The organism is Nocardia sp. CA-151230 (assembly GCF_050942175.1).
In the GTDB taxonomy this organism is placed as follows: Bacteria; Actinomycetota; Actinomycetes; order Mycobacteriales; family Mycobacteriaceae; genus Nocardia.
In genome coordinates, this window is record NZ_CP192061.1 from 4486194 (window position 1) to 4502732 (window position 16539).

The window sequence follows — 16539 nt, forward strand, 5'->3', positions numbered from 1 at the left end:
CGCTCGGCAGTGATGACAGCATTGGTCACGGATGTGTTACGGCACGACGGCCGATCTCCCGCAGACATACCTATTTCCGGGACTCACCCTTTTCCGGCGCTTGCCTCGACCCGCCGGGCCGCCGGCACCCGCGCCGGGCACGGCAGATGTTGTCACCCGGGAACCAACAGCATCCGCGGAGCGTGGTCACGGCCGGTCGTGAGCATTTTTTCGTGATGGTCTGACCACTCGCGGTGGGGATATTCTGACTGGTGTCCGCTGCTGGCGATTTACGAGTTACCGATGGCTGAGAGTGTTCCATTCGAAACGCAGCGTGATGCCGGTCCCGACGTCGTCACGGAATTGAGCGCTGCCGGGTTCGACGACGCCCACGAGATCGGGCGAGGCGGTCTCGGGGCCGTCTATCGGTGCACGCAGGTTGCCGCGGACCGCACCGTGGCGGTGAAGGTCCTCACCGGTGAACTGGAGCAGGACCGCGTGCGGTTCTTTCGCGAGCAGCGGGCGATGGGTCGCCTCACCGGGCATCCGAACATCGTCAGCATGCTCGAGGTCGGGCAAACGGGCAGCGGCCGTCCCTATCTGGTCATGCCGTACTTTTCCCGAGGCTCGCTGGGTGACCGTATCCGGGACAAAGGTCCGCTGTCTCTCGCGGACACGCTTCACATCGGGGTGAGGATCGCGGGGGCGCTGGAATCCGCACATCGAGCCGGTGTTCTACACCGCGATATCAGGCCGGCGAACATTCTGCTCACCGACTACGACGAGCCGGCGTTGACCGACTTCGGTCTCGCCCACGTCTCCGGCGAGCTCGAGACGGATGCCGACATCACCACCAGCTCGCCGACCTTCACCGCGCCCGAGGTGCTCGCTGGACAGGCACCCAGCCGTGGCTCGGACGTCTACGGGCTGGGAGCCACGTTGCTCGGTGCTCTCACCGGCCGCGTCGGGTTCGAACGCCGCCGCGGTGAGCAGCCGGCGACCCAGTTCGTGCGGATCACCGCCCCCTCGAATCCCGACCGCTGTGAAATTGGTATCTCCTGGGACGTTCGCGCAGTGATCGAGTCGGCGATGTCTCGCGACCCGCACGATCGACCTACAGCAGCGCTCTTGGGCGAGCAACTGCGCCGAATTCAGCGAGAGCACGGTTTCGCGGTCGACGAGATGGCGGTGCGCGACGAATCGGGCTCCGAATCCGAATCGTTGGTGGGTTCGAAACCATCGGGGCCGCAAGGAGTTCCGCGTATTCGCAGCGACGGATTGCACGAGGGGACGGGAAATCTGCCGCTCGAGCTGACCAGCTTCGTCGATCGGCGGATCCAGTTGTCCGAGGTCGGCAATCTGCTACCAGGGTCACGTCTGGTGACCTTGACCGGGATCGGCGGGGTCGGAAAGTCGAGGCTTGCACTGCGAGTGGCTCACAAGGTTCAGCAGAAGTTCGCGAACGGGGCGTGGCTGGTCGAGTTGGCGGAGCTGCACGATGACGCATTGCTGCCCGATGTGGTGGCCGCTGTCTTCGGTATACGAAGCCAAGGTGTCATATCCGTGCTCGACACGCTGGTGGAGGCGCTGGCACCGTACGAGTTGCTGCTGGTGCTGGACAACTGTGAGCACGTGGTCGACGCGGCCGCGAAGCTGTCGGAGGCGCTGCTGCGGGCGTGTCAGAACGTGCGAATCCTGGCCACGAGTCGGGAGGCGCTGGGGATCGGCGGGGAAACCGTGTATCCGCTGCAGCCGCTCGGGATTCCCGATTCGACCAATGAGCGAGCGCTGGCTCACTCCCACGCAGTGGCCCTGTTCGTCGAACGCGCCGCCGCCGCGGTGCCGGGGTTCGAGATGACCGAAGCGAACCAGCGTGCCATTGCCCAGATCTGTACCAGGCTGGACGGATTGCCGTTGGCGATCGAGCTGGCCGCAGCGCGCCTGCGCACGATGTCGGTCGAGCAGATCCAGACCCGGCTGACAGACCGCTACGCCCTGTTGACCCGGGGTGGCCGGGGAACGCCGAAGCGGCAGCAGACGCTGTGGTACTGCATCAATTGGAGCTATGACCTGTGCACACCCGACGAGAAGCGGCTGTGGGCTTGCTTGTCCGTGTTCACCGGCGGCTTCGAACTCGACGCCGTCGAGCAGGTGTGCGCCGATGACATGACCGAGGCCCAGGTGCTCGATACATTGTCCGCGCTGGTGGACAAGTCGATCCTGGTCCGGCAGGAAGCCGATGGGGCGGTGCGCTTCCGGATGCTCGAGACAGTGCAGGAATTCGGCCGGGAGAAGGCCGAGGAGTCCGGCCGGTATCCGGACCTGCACCGGCGACATCGGGACTGGTGCGAACGACTGGTACGGGAGGCGGACGCCAATTTCATCGGCCCGCATCAACTGGATTGGGTTGCCCGGCTCGAGCGGGAACTGCCGAATCTTCGAGAGGCATTGGAATTCAGCCTGTCCGAGTCCGACGAAGGCGGGCTCGGGATGGTCACGAACCTGTACCTGTTCTGGGGCTCGCGCGGGCGGCTGCATGAGGGCCGTCGCTGGTATGAGCGTGTGCTCGGCCATTCGCTCGACGGCCGGACCACCGATAGAGCCAGGGCGCTGTTCGCCGCCGGCACGATCGCGGGTTTGAACGGCGACCTGCAGACCGCGAACGACCGGTTCACGGAGCTCCGCGTACTCGCCGAGCAGACGGTGGAGCCGCTGGTCGGAGCCTTGGTCAACCACACCGAGGCAAATCAGGCGCTCGCCCGCGGCAACGTCGGTGAGTCCGACGCGGTTGCCCTCCTGACCGATGTGGTCCGCAGTTACGAGGCGTGCGGTGAGCTCGGAATGCAGTTGGACGCTCAAATCTCCCTCGGCTGGGCCTACGCACTGGGGGGTGATGCTTCCCGGGCCGTCGCCTGCCATGAGAAGACGCTCGCCATGACGGCAGCCTGCGGCGAGACGATCTATCGCTCCTGGGCGTTGTTCGCGGCGGGCTTCGCCGTGTGGCGCCGCGGCGACGTCGAACGCGCCAAGCGCCTGTTGGAGGAAGGCGTTCGGCTCTCGGCACTGACGTCCGATCCGCTCGTCGCCGCGTGCTGTCTGGAGACGCTGGCCTGGATCGCAGGCGACCGGAACGAACCTCGCCGCGCGGCGGTCCTGATGGGCGCAGCGGACAAGTTGGGGCGCCTCGCGGGCACCACGACGCTCATTGTCCGTGATCTGCTCGCCTACCGTGCCGAGTGCGTGCGGAGCAGCCGCGGAGCGCTCGGCGTACGAGCCTTCGACCGGGCCCGCCAGGAAGGTGCTGCGATGAGTCTCGACACGGCCGTACGGCTCGCGCTCGACGAACCGGCCCCCGCGCCCGACAGTTCGCCGCAGCAGCTGACGAAACGGGAACGGCAGGTCGCCGACCTGGTCGCGGAAGGCCTGACGAACAGAGCGATCGCGACCCGTCTGGTGATCTCACAACGCACCGCACAGGGGCACGTCGAACACATCCTGGCCAAATTGGGATTCACCTCGCGCGCGCAGATAGCGGCTTGGGCTACAGAGAATTCCAGCGGCAGTTCAGGATGACCGGCCGGCGTATCGCTGTGGTGTCGGTCGCGCCGAGTTGTTCCCCGCGCCGATGCGGCAACGGATAATTCGGCTGTGACCCAAGGCGGCGAGGCCCCTCCGGACAATGCACAGATCCTCGAACGGGTGATGGGCGCGGGTCGGCCACAGAGCTTCGGTAGCTTTCGCTTCTGGTTCGGTGACCAGCGGTGGGAGTGGTCCGATGAGGTGGCGGTGATGCACGGCTACCAGCCGGGCGCGGTGTTGCCGACCACTGATCTGCTGCTCTCACACAAGCATCCCGAGGATCGTGCCCAGGTCGCGAGCATGATCGCGCGTTCGGTGCAGGATGCGCTGCCGTTCTCGAGCCGGCACCGCATCATCGATACCGCGGGGAACGTGCACGACGTGATCGTGGTGGGTGATCAGATGGTCGACGGCCAGGATCGGGTTGTCGGATCGGCCGGCTTCTACATCGACGTGACCGATGCGCTTGCTGAGCACCGTCAGGAGGCTCTCGACGACAGCCTGCCCGAGCTGTACGCCGCGCGTGCGGTGATCGAGCAGGCCAAGGGGGCGATCATGCTGGTCTACGGTGTCAGCGCCGAGGCGGCGTTCCGGGTGCTCGCTTGGCGATCGCAGGAGACCAACACCAAGCTGCGTGCCCTGGCCGCGCAATTGATGGAGGACCTGGACGCTCTGGCGGATGAGGCAAAGCCGATTCGCACCCACTTCGACCATCTGCTGCTGACCGCCCACGAGCGAGTACCCGGGCAATGACCGCCGGCGGTTTTCCAGCCGCACCCCGCGGGCCGCGAACGATCGGTTGCAGCACCGGCGAGCGCGGGTTTACCGTCAGAGGGTTCGGTGTGCGTCGATTGGCAGATCGTGGCATCAACAACGCAGCAGCGCAGACCCTTTCGCTCGTTGACGAAGCGCCTGGCGCTGACCCGGCAGGAATCGTTGCGACTGGTGGCGATGGCCGGGGTGATCGTCGGCCTGCATGTGCTGGGCTGGTTCACGCTGGTCGCGTTCGTCGCCCCGCAGCATCTCAGCGTCGGTGACCGCACCCTCGGTATCGGAGTCGGCCTGACCGCGTACACCCTGGGTATGCGGCATGCGTTCGACGCCGACCACATCGCCGCCATCGACAACACCACCCGCAAGCTCATGCACGACGGGCATCGGCCGCTGTCGGTGGGATTCTTCTTCTCGCTCGGACATTCCACGGTCGTCTTCGTGCTGGCCCTGCTGCTCTCGCTGGGCGTGAAGGTCATCGCCGGGCCGATCGAGAACGACTCCTCGGCCCTGCATCACTACACCGGACTGATCGGCACGACGGTATCCGGGACGTTCCTCTACCTCATCGCGATCCTGAATCTCGTTGTGCTGGTGGGTATTCTGCGGGTCTTCGGGAACATGCGCAGCGGCGGCTACGACGAATCCGAGCTGGAGCAGCAGCTGGCGCAGCGCGGCCTGGTCAATCGGCTACTCGGGCCGGTGACGAGGTCGGTGACCAGGCCCTGGCAGATGTACCCGATCGGGCTGCTGTTCGGTCTCGGCTTCGACACCGCCACCGAGGTCGCGCTGCTGGTATTGGCCGGCACCAGCGCGGCGGTGGGCCTGCCCTGGTACGCGATCCTGTGTCTGCCGATTCTGTTCGCCGCCGGCATGAGCCTGCTGGACACCGTCGACGGCGGCTTCATGAACTTCGCCTACGGGTGGGCCTTCGCCAAACCCGTGCGCAGGGTCTTCTACAACATCACCGTCACGGCGCTGTCCGTCGCGGTCGCCCTGATCATCGGCACCATCGAGCTGCTCGGCCTGCTCGTCGGCCAATTGGGCTGGACCGGCGGCGTCTGGGGCTGGGTCGGCGGACTCGATTTCGACGTGGTCGGGTTCCTCATGGTCGGCCTGTTCGTCCTCACCTGGACCATTGCCCTGCTGACCTGGCACTACGGTGGCCTCGAGGAGAAATGGACCACCGCGCGGCAGCCCGGCGCCGAGGAATGAACCGCAGGGGTGAGGTGGTGTGCGGGCAACGGCTCGGGAGTAGCTTGAGAGGGGTCCTTCTCGGTAGGGGTTCTTCTCGACGAGACGAGTCGTTGTGCACGAGATGGCGATTACCCAGAGTGTCATCGATGCCGTCGGCGAACACGCGGCCGGCCGCACCGTCCATAGTGTGACGCTCGAAGTCGGCGCACTCTGTGCCGTCGTCCCCGATGCCCTGCGCTTCTGCTTCGATCTGGCCGCCGAGGGAACCGTCGCGGCGGGCGCACGTCTGGACATCCATGTCATTCCCGGCATGGCCCGCTGCCGGGCCTGCGGCCGGGACTTCGTCCTGCCCGATCCTGTGCTGCTGTGCCGTTGCGGCAGTGCGGATGTCGAGGTGACCGCCGGGCGGGAGCTGCGAATCCGATCCATGGAGGTGAGCGACCCATGTGTGCTACCTGTGGATGCGGTGGCGAGACGGGCGGACTGATCACCGTCCCCCACCCGCACAGCCCGGGCGAAGACCATGACCATCACGACCACGCCCATCACGACCCCGCCGATCACGACCATGGGCACCCGGGGCACGACCATGCCGGCCACGAACACGGCGGTGACCACGTGCATCTGCCGATCACCGAGACCGTGACGCTGGAACAGCAGGTCCTGGCCAAGAACGACCGGCTGGCACAGGAGAACCGGGCCTGGCTCGCCGAACGCGACATCCTCGCGCTCAATATGACGAGCTCGCCGGGCGCGGGAAAGACCACGCTGCTGGTACGCACCATCGGTGAACTCGGTGCGGGACCGATCGCTGTGATCGAGGGGGATCAGGAGACCCTGCTCGACGCCGAGCGGATCATGGCCACGGGATGCAAGGTGGCACAGATCAATACCGGTGCCGGCTGTCACCTGGACGCGGCCATGACCCGGCGCGCCCTCGACATGCTCGCGCCGGAGTCGGGCAGCCTGCTGTTCATCGAGAACGTCGGAAACCTGGTGTGCCCGGCGCTGTTCGACCTGGGCGAGAGCGGCAAGGTCGTGGTGATCTCGGTGACCGAGGGCACAGACAAGCCGCTGAAGTACCCGCACATGTTCTCGGTGGCGACCCTGGTGCTGATCAACAAGATCGATCTGTTGCCGTACGTGGATTTCGACCCGGACCGTTTCGGTGAGCTCGCGCGATCGGTGAACCCCGGAGTCCGAATCCTGCAGATCTCAGCGTCCACCGGAGCGGGTCTCGCGCAGTGGTACGAGTGGCTGTGCGCGCAGCGCGTGCCTGCTCGGTGAACTCTTGAGGCGGTCTCGGGCCGCGCCTAAACTTACGTGATCAGGCTCACATCCCGGCCGGTCGTTTTCGAGAAAACGGCGACGTCCGACCGCCTGGCATTTCGCTTCGAAGGGTGGCACCTTTCATGCCGACTAAAGAAGCAGTCAATGCAGAGCAGACGCTGATCCACGTTCTCTGGATCAACGCGGGACTCAGTTGTGATGGCGACTCGGTGGCCCTGACTGCCGCCACCCAGCCCAGTGTCGAGGAGATAGCTCTCGGATCCCTGCCTGGCCTGCCCAAGATCGCCGTTCATTGGCCACTCATCGATTACGAATGTGGCCCGACCGGGGGAGCCGATGACTTCCTCGAATGGTTCTTCAAGGCCGATCGTGGCGAGCTCGAGCCCTTCGTCCTGGTCGTCGAGGGGTCGATCCCGAACGAGCGTTTGCACGTCGAGGGCTACTGGTGCGGGTTCGGCAACAATCCCGAGACCGACCAGCCCATGACCACCAGCGAATGGATCGATCGGCTGGCCCCGAAGGCGACCGCGCTGGTCGCGGCCGGCACCTGCGCGACCTACGGCGGCATCCACGCCATGGCCGGCAATCCGACCGGCGCCATGGGCGTCCCCGACTACCTGGGCTGGGAGTGGAAGAGCAAGGCCGGCATACCCATCGTGTGCGTGCCGGGTTGCCCGATCCAGCCCGACAATCTCTCCGAGACCCTGACCTACCTGCTCTACATGGCCACCGGCCAGGCCCCGATGATCCCGCTCGACGAGGCATTGCGCCCCAAATGGCTTTTCGGTGCGACGGTGCACGAGGGGTGCGATCGCGCGGGCTATTACGAAGAAGGCGACTTCGCCACCGAATACGGCTCGCCGAAATGCATCGTGAAATTGGGTTGCTGGGGCCCGGTCGTGAAATGCAATGTGCCCAAACGCGGTTGGATAAACGGCGTCGGCGGCTGCCCGAATGTCGGTGGTATCTGTATCGGTTGCACCATGCCCGGATTCCCGGACAAGTTCATGCCCTTCATGGACCCGCCGCCGGGCGGCAAGTTCTCCTCCACCGCGTCGGGTTTGTACGGCTCGGTGATTCGCAGTCTGCGGCACATCACCGGCCGCACCGTGGACAAGGAGCCGAGCTGGCGGCACAAGGGAGACAAACTGGATTCCGGCGCGGTCCGGACCTGGTAGGGAAGGCAATCCGATGACCGAGATCATTCCCGAGCCCTCGCACCGCACGATCCAACCGGATGCCCTCGTCGAGATGGCATGGGATCCGATCACCCGCATCGTCGGCAGTCTGGGCATCTACACCAAGATCGATTTCGAGAATCGGGAGGTGGTCGAGTGCCACAGCACCTCCTCGATCTTCCGCGGTTACTCGATCTTCATGCGCGGCAAGGATCCTCGTGACGCGCACTTCATCACCAGCCGTATCTGCGGCATCTGCGGCGACAACCACGCCACCTGTTCGTGCTACTGCCAGAACATGGCCTACGGGGTGAAGCCGCCGAATCTGGGCGAGTGGATCGTCAATATGGGCGAGGCCGCCGAATACATGTTCGACCACAACATCTTCCAGGAGAACCTGGTCGGCGTGGACTTCTGCGAGAAGATGGTGTCCGAGACCAACCCGGGCGTGCTGGCGTTGGCCGAGAAGACCGAGGCGCCGCACGCGCAGGCGCACGGCTACCGCACCGTCGCCGACATCATGCGGGCGCTCAACCCCTTCACCGGCGAGTTCTATCGTGAGGCGCTGCAGGTCAGCCGCTACACGCGAGAGATGTTCTGCCTCATGGAGGGCCGGCACGTGCACCCGTCGACGCTGTACCCCGGCGGGGTCGGCACGGTCGCCACCGTCCAGCTGATGACCGACTACATGACGCGGCTCATGCGCTACGTCGAGTTCATGAAGAAGGTCGTCCCCATGCACGACGATCTGTTCGACTTCTTCTACGCGGCGCTGCCCGGATACAACCGGGTCGGCCTGCGGCGCACGCTGCTGGGCTGCTGGGGCTCGTTCCAGAATCCGGAGGTGTGCAACTTCGCCTACAAGGACATGGAGAACTGGGGCAACGCGATGTTCGTGTCCCCCGGCATCGTGGTGGACGGGAAACTGATCACCCACTCACTGCTGGACATCAATCTCGGTCTCCGAATCCTCTTGGGCAGTTCGTATTACGAGGACTGGACCGACCAGGGGATGTTCGTCAAGAACGATCCGCTGGGCAATCCGATAGACCGCCGCCACCCCTGGAATCAGCACACCAACCCCAGCCCGCAGAAGCGCGACCTGGAGGACAAGTACAGCTGGGTGATGTCGCCGCGCTGGTTCGACGGCAAGGATCATCTCGCGCTCGACACCGGCGGCGGACCGCTGGCACGATTGTGGTGCACTGCCCTGGCGGGGCTGGTCGATATCGGCTATGTGAAGTCCACCGGCCACAGCGTGCAGATCAATCTGCCCAAGACGGCGCTCAAGGGTCCGGTCGAATTGGAGTGGACGATACCGGCTTTCGGCAGCAACACCATCGAGCGCAACCGCGCCCGCACCTACTTCCAGGCCTACGCCGCGGCGTGCGCGCTGCACTTCGCGGAGCAGGCGCTCGAGGAGATCCGGGCCGGGCGGACCAAGACCTGGGAGCCGTTCGAGGTGCCGGACGAGAGCATCGGCTGCGGTTTCACCGAGGCCGTGCGCGGTGTGCTGTCGCACCACATGGTGATCCGGGACGGCAAGATCGCCAACTACCATCCGTATCCGCCCACACCCTGGAACGCCAGCCCGCGCGACAGTTTCGGAACCCCGGGACCCTACGAGGACGCGGTGCAGGGACAGCCGATCTTCGAGGAGAACGATCGGGAGCACTTCAAGGGCATCGACATCATGCGCACCGTCCGCAGTTTCGATCCCTGCCTGCCCTGCGGCGTGCACATGTACCTCGGTGGTGGCAAGTCCTTGGACCTGCTCCACTCACCCACCCAGGCGATGACCGCTGAGTAGCGGTCGAGCCGGTACCGAGAGGCGAGCGCGGTGAACGATCGATCCGAAGGCCACCGCGCTCAGACCGCGGACACCGATCGCTGGCGCGAGGCCGGCGAGCGGATCGACACACTGCTGGGTGCCATCTCCGCCGCCGGGCCCGTGGCGCGCGAGCGCGCCGAGGAACTGGTCGGTGAGATCGTCGGTCTGTACGGTGCGGGACTCGAGCGGACCATCCGGCTGCTCGATCCCGAGACCGTCGAAGGGCTGGTGGCCGACGACCTGATCGCCAGCCTGCTGCTGGTGCACGGACTGCACCCGCACGACACCCTCACCCGGGTGCGCGCGGCGCTGGACGGCGTACGTCCGTACCTGGGCTCGCACGGTGGCGATGTGACGGTGGTGGCAGTGGCCGACGGCGTGCTGCGGTTGGCCTTCACCGGCAGCTGCCGCAGTTGCCCATCCTCCGCGGTGACCCTGGAGCTGGCGGTGGAGGACGCGGTGCGTGCCGCCGCGCCGGAGATCGAGACCATCGAAGTGGTTGCGGCCGAATCGGATTCGACTGCGGGCGTGATTCCTGCCGAGTCGCTGATGGCCCGCGTCCACGCCAACGGCGAGCACGGCGGACACTGGATCGGGGCGCCCGAGCTGGCACAGCTCGGCGCGGGTGAGGTGGGTGGTTTCGCGCTGGCCGGCGCGGCCGTCGTGGCCTGCCGCGTCGGCGACGAGCTGTTCGTCTACCGCGATCACTGTCCGTCGTGCGGAAAGTCGATGGCGGGAGCGGCGCTGCATCGCCGGGCCGGGTTCGGGGCCGGCTCGGCCGTGCTGCGCTGCCCGGTCTGCCGGGCCCACTTCGACGTCGTGCACGCCGGCGCGCGCCTGGACGGCGACGGTCATCTGGAACCGCTCCCGGTCCTGATCCGTTCGGGCACACCGCAGGTGGCGGTGCCGGTGGAGGCGGCCGGATGAATCCCGCCTTCGGCGTCCTGCGCAGACTCGCGACGTCCCGGCCCGTCCCGGTGCCGGCGGGGGAACGGTGTGAGATGTGCGGTGAAGCCATCGCCGACACGCACAGTCACGTCGTGAATATCGAGGGCCGACAGCTCATGTGCGTCTGCAGGGCCTGCTATCTGCTGTTCACCGACCGCACCGCGAACCTGCGGTATCGGGCGGTGCCGGATCGCTGCCTCGCGTTCCCCGGGGTCGATATCGGCCCGGGGGAGTGGGATGCCCTCGAGATTCCGGTCGGCCTGGCCTTCTTCTTCCGCAACTCCACGCTCGGTCGCACGGTGGCGTTCTATCCCGGCCCGGCCGGTGCCACCGAATCCGAACTGCCGCTGGACGAATGGAGCGCGATCCTGGATCGGCATCCCGAGCTCGCACAGGCCGACGACGATGTCGAGGCGGTGCTGATCCACCTGCCCGAGCGCGGCGGCGCCTCGACCTGCCTGCTGTTGCCGATCGACGCCTGCTACGAATTCGTCGGGCGCATGCGGTTGCTGTGGCGCGGATTCGACGGCGGGCAGGAAGCCCGCCGCTACATCGAGGAATTCCTCGCCGCCATGACCGCCCGGGCCCGCGTCGTGGGAGGCACGCCGTGAGCCCGGCGTACTCGATCACCTTCGCGGTCCTGGGCATCCGGCCCGAACCGTATGCCGTGACGCCGACCCTGACGGCGCGGATCGGGATCGCCGCGCTGTCCGAGGAGCCCGTGCACGCCATCGCCTTGCGCGCACAGGTGCGTATCGACCCGAACCGGCGCTCCTACACCGACGAGGAGGCTGCGGGCCTGACCGATCTGTTCGGTCCCCGGGAGCGGTGGTCCGAGACCCAACGCTCGTTTCTGTGGATGCATTGCGCGACAATGGTTCCCGGTTTCGCCAGCGGTGGGACAGAGGTGGATCTGCCGATGCTGTGCACCTACGACCTCGAGGTCGCGGGTTCGAAGTACCTGCACGCGCTGCGCGACGGCACGGTACCGCTGTCGTTCCTTTTCAGTGGCACCGTGTTCATCAGGGGCGAAACCGGTTTCGCGGTGCAGCAGGTGCCGTGGGACCGCGACGACCGGTTCAACATGCCGGTGTCGGTGTGGCGGGATCTGATGGCCGCGCACTTCCCGGACACGGGCTGGGTGCGGTTGTCGCGCGAGACACTGGATGCGCTGTCCGCCTTCAAATCCGGTCGCGGCCTGCTCGGATACGACCAGGCGGTGCGCGAGCTGCTCGCTGCGGGGGGTGCGTGATGAGCGCCGATGTCGCCGCCCGGGCGGCAGCGCGCGCGGTGGCCGACGCGGTGCTCTACGAGGGGTATCTGCTGTACCCGTACCGGGCGAGCGCGCGGAAGAACGTGTGCCGCTGGCAGTTCGGTGTGCTCGGACCCGAGCGGGCGGCCGCCGACGGGCTGGGCGAGGATTCCGAGCTCGCGACGCAGTTCCCGGTCACGGCCGGCGAGTCGGCGCGGATCAGCGTCGCGGTGCGATTCCTGCACCGGCAGCGGCGCACCGTCCGGAGCCCGGACGGCACCGCCGTCGCGGAACTCCATGCCGACGGGCGGTCCTGGCTGAGCTGGGACGAGGCCGTCGAACACGAGCACGACATCGGACCGATTCCTCTGGTGCACAGCGTGTTTCCGTTCACCGTCCCCGGCGCCGAGGAGAGTGCGGCGATCAGTGACGACACCGGCGGCGTGGTCGGCACGTTGCTGCGCACCCGGGAACCGCTGCGCGGCGAGCTCGAACTGACGGTGGACGACGTCGGCGGCTACCGCCGAGTGGGTATCGTCCTGCGCAACACCGGCGCGGCCGCCACCGACCCCGATGACGCGCTGGCCCGCTCGCTGCTGGGCGCGCACCTGATCGTCGAGCTCGACGGCGGGAGGTTCCATTCGCTCACCGATCCGCCTACCGACGCCGCGGCGGTTGTCGAAAGCTGTTGCCAGCAACGCTGTTTCCCGGTGCTGGCAGGCCCGCCGGGCCAGCAGGAGCTGCTGCTGGTCTCCCCGATCATCCTCTACGACCATCCCGAGATCGCCCCGCAGAGCCAGGGCCCGCTGTTCGACTCCACCGAGATCGACGAGATCCTGGCGCTGCGCGTGCTGACCATGACCGACGAGGAGAAGCGCGAGGCGCGCGCCACCGACCCGCTCGCCGCCGAGATCATCGATCGCTGCGAGAGGCTCGACGCCGAGCGACTGGGATCCCTGCACGGAGTGTTGCGGCAGGACGAGCCGCCCCCGCGGGTGCTGCCCACGCTGGCCGACGGCGTCGACTGGTGGGATCCGATGGCCGACAGTGCCGTCGCGCCCGACACCGACGCGGTGGCGGTGGCCGGGGTGCTGGTGCGCAAGGGCAGCCGGGTGCGGTTGCATCCCGGGCGCCGCGCCGACGCGCAGGATCTGTTCTATGCAGGCCGCACCGCCAGGGTGGTCACGGTGCACGAGGACGTGGACGGCGGGGTGCACGTCGGCGTGGTCGCCGAGGATGACCCCGCGGCCGAATTGCACGAATGGTACGGGCGCTACCTGTATTTCGCCCCCGATGAGATCGAGCCGCTGGACGGCTCGCCCGAGTGAAAGGAAGGGCCGGAGATGGCAACGGTAGGAGTGGTCGCGATTGTGATCGTCGCCGTGGCCGCGCTGTTCGCGGTCGCTGTGGGCCTTGTGTCCATCCCCGATATCCGCAGGTACTTCCGGATACGGCACATGTGAGCGGGTGATCACACGCAACGGGTACTGGTCGCCGGGATCGGCAATATGTTCCTCGGCGACGACGGGTTCGGATCCGAGGTGGTCCGGCGGCTGCCGCCGGACCACGACCCCGGCGTGCGCGTCACCGACTACGGCATCCGGGGCCTGCACCTGGCCTACGACCTGCTCGACGGATGGGACGCACTGATACTGGTGGACGCGATCCCCGATCGCGGCGAACCGGGACGCGTGGAGGTCTTCCGCGCCGAATCCGGCGGCGGCGCTGCCGGATTGGACGGGCACGCCATGCACCCGGAGGCCGTCTTCGAGACCGTGCGCGCACTCGGCGGCGCGGTACCGCCGACGGTCGTGGTGGGCTGTCAGGTGTGCTCGGTCGACGAGTGTATGGGACTGACCGACGTGGTCGCGGCCGCCGTGCCCGCCGCGGTCGCCGCGGTCGGCGACGTGCTGGCCGAACTACTCGCCCGGCAGGAGGTGTGAGCCGTGTGCCTCGGAATTCCCGGCCTGGTCGTGGAGATTCTCGACGGCTACGACGACCAGATCGCGCTCGTCGAGGTTTCCGGCGAGCGGCGGAAGGTGAATGTCGGTCTGCTGGACCAGGATCCGGTCCGGCCCGGTGACTGGGTGATCATCCACATGGGCCTGGCGGTGGAGAAGACCGACGCGGCCGGCGCGGCCGCGGCCCTGGACGGGCTGCGACTGCTGCGCCAGGGAGACGCGCCATGAGCGCCGGGCGCGGACGCAGCCGCGTGGTGGTCCGCGGCGTGGTTCAGGGCGTCGGCTTCCGGCCGTTCGTGTACACCACCGCCGCCGAAATGTCGCTGACCGGATCGGTGTCCAACGACAGCTGCGGCGTGATCATCGAAATCGAAGGCGCGACAGCGGATCTGGCCGAGTTCGTGAGTCGGATACGGTCGGATCCGCCGCCGCTGGCGGTCGTCGAATCCGTCGAGTGCCTCGAGATTCCGGTGCGCGGCGGCACCGGCTTCCATATCGCCGCGACCAGCCGGGACGGGACCGGGCGCACACTGGCCTCACCCGATGTGGCGATCTGCGCCGAATGTGTCGCCGATCTGTGCGATCCCGCCAACCGGCGCTACCGGCACCCCTTCGTGAACTGCACCAACTGTGGTCCCCGGTTCACCATCATCGCGAGCCTGCCCTACGACCGCGACCGCACCAGCATGGCCGGCTTCCCGATGTGCGCGCGGTGCGCCGGCGAATACGCCGATCCTGCCGACCGCCGCTTCCACGCGCAGCCCATCGCCTGCCCCGACTGCGGTCCCCGGTTGTCCTACACCGGGCCGGGCGCGGGTGAACCTCTCGCCGCCGCGCGAGAGCTGTTGCGCGACGGCGGAATTCTCGCCGTCAAGGGCATCGGCGGATACCACCTGGCCTGCGACGCCGGGAACGAGACGGCGGTGGCCGAGCTGCGCCGCCGGAAACGCCGCGGGGACAAGCCGTTCGCCGTCATGACGCCGGATCTGGATACGGCACGGCGTATCACCGAGATCGACGAGACGGCCGCCCGACTGCTGAGCGGGCCCGCCCGGCCCATCGTGCTGCTGCCGCGCGCGGACCGCGCCGCCGATCCCGAAACCGGCGGGCGCGCCGCGGAATTCGCCATCGCGCCGTCGGTCGCCCCGCGCAACCCCGATCTCGGTGTGATGCTCGCCTACACACCGCTGCATCTGCTGCTCTTCGGCCTGCCCGGCGACCCGCCCGGCCCCCGCGTGCTGGTCATGACTTCGGCGAACCTCGGTGGCGAACCCATCTGCTACGACGACGCCGACGCCCGGACCCGGCTGACGGGTCTGGCGGACGCCTGGCTCGCCCACGATCGTCCCATCCTGGTGCCCTGCGACGATTCGGTACTGCGGGTGGTCGACGGCATGGAACTGCCGCTGCGTCGTTCCCGCGGCTTCGCCCCGCTGCCCCTGGCCCTGCCGCTACCGGTCGAGCCCACGCTCGCGGTGGGCGCCGATCTCAAGAACACCTGTGCCGTCGGCGACGGGCGCTATGCCTGGCTGAGCCAGCACATCGGCGATATGGACGATCTGGCGACGCTGCGCGCCTTCACCGACGCCGAACGCCATCTCGAGCAGCTGACCGGCGTGCGACCGGTCGTGCTGGCCGCCGACGCCCACCCGCGCTACCGCTCGACGGCGTGGGCCCGGGAACAGGCGGGCGGGCGGCCGGTGCGCACCGTGCAGCACCATCACGCGCACATCGCGGCGATCATGGGCGAACACGGACTCGATCCGGCCGCCGCCGTCCTCGGAATCGCCTTCGACGGCACCGGATTCGGGCCCGACGGCGCGATCTGGGGCGGTGAGGTGCTGGCCGCCGGATACAAGGGCTACCGGCGGCTGGCACATCTGCGCTACGTACCGCTGGCCGGCGGCGACGTGAGCGTGCGCCGCCCCTACCGCATGGCGCTGGCGCACCTGCGGGCCGCCGGAATCGAATGGACCGAAGATCTTCCCGCGGTGCGTGCGTGCCCGCCCGCCGAGCGCGCCGTGCTCGCCCACCAGCTGGACACCGGATTGGGCAGCGCGCCGACGTCGAGTATGGGCCGGCTGTTCGACGCCGTCGCGGCACTGGCCGGGGTCCGGTTCGAGGTCGACTACGAAGCGCAGGCCGCGATCGAACTGGAATGGCATGCGCGCGGGGTGGACCCGGGGTCCGCGCGTTACCGGTTCGCGAGGCCGGATCGAGCCGGAGACGGGGACGGTCCGTCGGTGTTCGACGCTGCCCCCGTGATCGGCGCCGTGATCGACGATGTGCGGGCGGGCGTCCCGGTGGGGATCATCGCGGCGCGTTTCCACGACGCGGTCGCGCGGCTGGTCCTCGGCCTGGCGGCCGACTACGCCACGCCGGCCACCCCGGTCGTCCTGACCGGCGGCGTGTTCCAGAATGCGCTGCTGCTGTCGGCCGCGCGTGGACTGCTGTCGGACAACGGTTTTCAAGTCTTGACCGCTCATCGGTTGCCGCCCAACGACGGCGGCCTGGCATTCGGGCAACTACTCGCCGCCGAGGCGGGTTGAGCGA

At 67.6% G+C, this 16539-nt stretch carries 15 protein-coding genes; all 15 read left to right on the forward strand.

The window, feature by feature from the left end; genetic code table 11:
- Window positions 1–282 precede the first annotated feature (282 nt).
- The 15 genes from ACQP1O_RS21055 to hypF all read left to right on the forward strand — a co-directional run bounded on the left by ACQP1O_RS21055 (window position 283) and on the right by hypF (window position 16535).
- Window positions 283–3552 carry a protein kinase domain-containing protein gene (locus ACQP1O_RS21055; protein ID WP_433567461.1) on the forward strand — a complete coding sequence of 1090 codons (3270 nt, stop codon included), beginning with the start codon at window positions 283–285 and terminating at the stop codon, window positions 3550–3552.
- 75 nt (window positions 3553–3627) lie between these two features.
- Window positions 3628–4311: a PAS and ANTAR domain-containing protein gene (locus ACQP1O_RS21060; protein WP_433567462.1), complete on the forward strand. Its 684-nt coding sequence runs from the start codon at window positions 3628–3630 to the stop codon at window positions 4309–4311.
- A 108-nt stretch (window positions 4312–4419) separates the two neighbouring features.
- Window positions 4420–5544, forward strand: coding sequence for a HoxN/HupN/NixA family nickel/cobalt transporter (locus ACQP1O_RS21065; protein WP_433567463.1), 1125 nt, complete (start codon window positions 4420–4422; stop codon window positions 5542–5544).
- A 94-nt stretch (window positions 5545–5638) separates the two neighbouring features.
- Window positions 5639–6013 carry a hydrogenase maturation nickel metallochaperone HypA gene (gene hypA / locus ACQP1O_RS21070; protein WP_433567464.1) on the forward strand — a complete coding sequence of 125 codons (375 nt, stop codon included), beginning with the start codon at window positions 5639–5641 and terminating at the stop codon, window positions 6011–6013.
- Window positions 5971–6813, forward strand: coding sequence for a hydrogenase nickel incorporation protein HypB (gene hypB, locus ACQP1O_RS21075; protein WP_433567465.1), 843 nt, complete (start codon window positions 5971–5973; stop codon window positions 6811–6813). The genes hypA and hypB overlap by 43 nt, the downstream gene beginning before the upstream one ends.
- A gap of 125 nt (window positions 6814–6938) precedes the next feature.
- Entirely contained in the window at window positions 6939–7994 is a 1056-nt protein-coding gene (locus ACQP1O_RS21080; protein ID WP_433567466.1) for a hydrogenase expression protein HypE, read from the forward strand.
- Between the two features lie 13 nt (window positions 7995–8007).
- Window positions 8008–9804 carry a nickel-dependent hydrogenase large subunit gene (locus ACQP1O_RS21085; RefSeq protein ID WP_433567467.1) on the forward strand — a complete coding sequence of 599 codons (1797 nt, stop codon included), beginning with the start codon at window positions 8008–8010 and terminating at the stop codon, window positions 9802–9804.
- A 30-nt stretch (window positions 9805–9834) separates the two neighbouring features.
- Complete coding sequence (locus ACQP1O_RS21090) at window positions 9835–10752, forward strand: NifU family protein (RefSeq protein ID WP_433567468.1); 918 nt, start codon at window positions 9835–9837, stop codon at window positions 10750–10752.
- Window positions 10749–11384 (forward strand): DUF5947 family protein, encoded by a 636-nt coding sequence (locus ACQP1O_RS21095; RefSeq protein WP_433567469.1) that lies wholly within the window; start codon window positions 10749–10751, stop codon window positions 11382–11384. The genes ACQP1O_RS21090 and ACQP1O_RS21095 overlap by 4 nt, the downstream gene beginning before the upstream one ends.
- Entirely contained in the window at window positions 11381–12025 is a 645-nt protein-coding gene (locus ACQP1O_RS21100) for a DUF6084 family protein (protein ID WP_433567470.1), read from the forward strand. The genes ACQP1O_RS21095 and ACQP1O_RS21100 overlap by 4 nt, the downstream gene beginning before the upstream one ends.
- On the forward strand, window positions 12025–13353 hold the full coding sequence (locus ACQP1O_RS21105; protein ID WP_433567471.1) for a hypothetical protein: 1329 nt from the start codon (window positions 12025–12027) through the stop codon (window positions 13351–13353). The genes ACQP1O_RS21100 and ACQP1O_RS21105 overlap by 1 nt, the downstream gene beginning before the upstream one ends.
- Window positions 13354–13368: 15 nt before the next feature.
- A complete protein-coding gene (locus ACQP1O_RS21110; RefSeq protein WP_433567472.1) occupies window positions 13369–13488 on the forward strand; it encodes a DUF6893 family small protein in 120 nt (39 codons plus the stop codon).
- 24 nt (window positions 13489–13512) lie between these two features.
- Window positions 13513–13968, forward strand: coding sequence for a hydrogenase maturation protease (locus tag ACQP1O_RS21115; RefSeq protein ID WP_433567740.1), 456 nt, complete (start codon window positions 13513–13515; stop codon window positions 13966–13968).
- Window positions 13969–13971: 3 nt separating this feature from the next.
- Window positions 13972–14214 (forward strand): HypC/HybG/HupF family hydrogenase formation chaperone, encoded by a 243-nt coding sequence (locus tag ACQP1O_RS21120; protein WP_433567473.1) that lies wholly within the window; start codon window positions 13972–13974, stop codon window positions 14212–14214.
- The gene (gene hypF, locus ACQP1O_RS21125) at window positions 14211–16535 is read left to right on the forward strand and encodes a carbamoyltransferase HypF (RefSeq protein ID WP_433567474.1); all 2325 of its coding nucleotides are present in this window, start codon (window positions 14211–14213) and stop codon (window positions 16533–16535) included. The genes ACQP1O_RS21120 and hypF overlap by 4 nt, the downstream gene beginning before the upstream one ends.
- The last annotated feature ends 4 nt before the right edge of the window (window positions 16536–16539 follow it).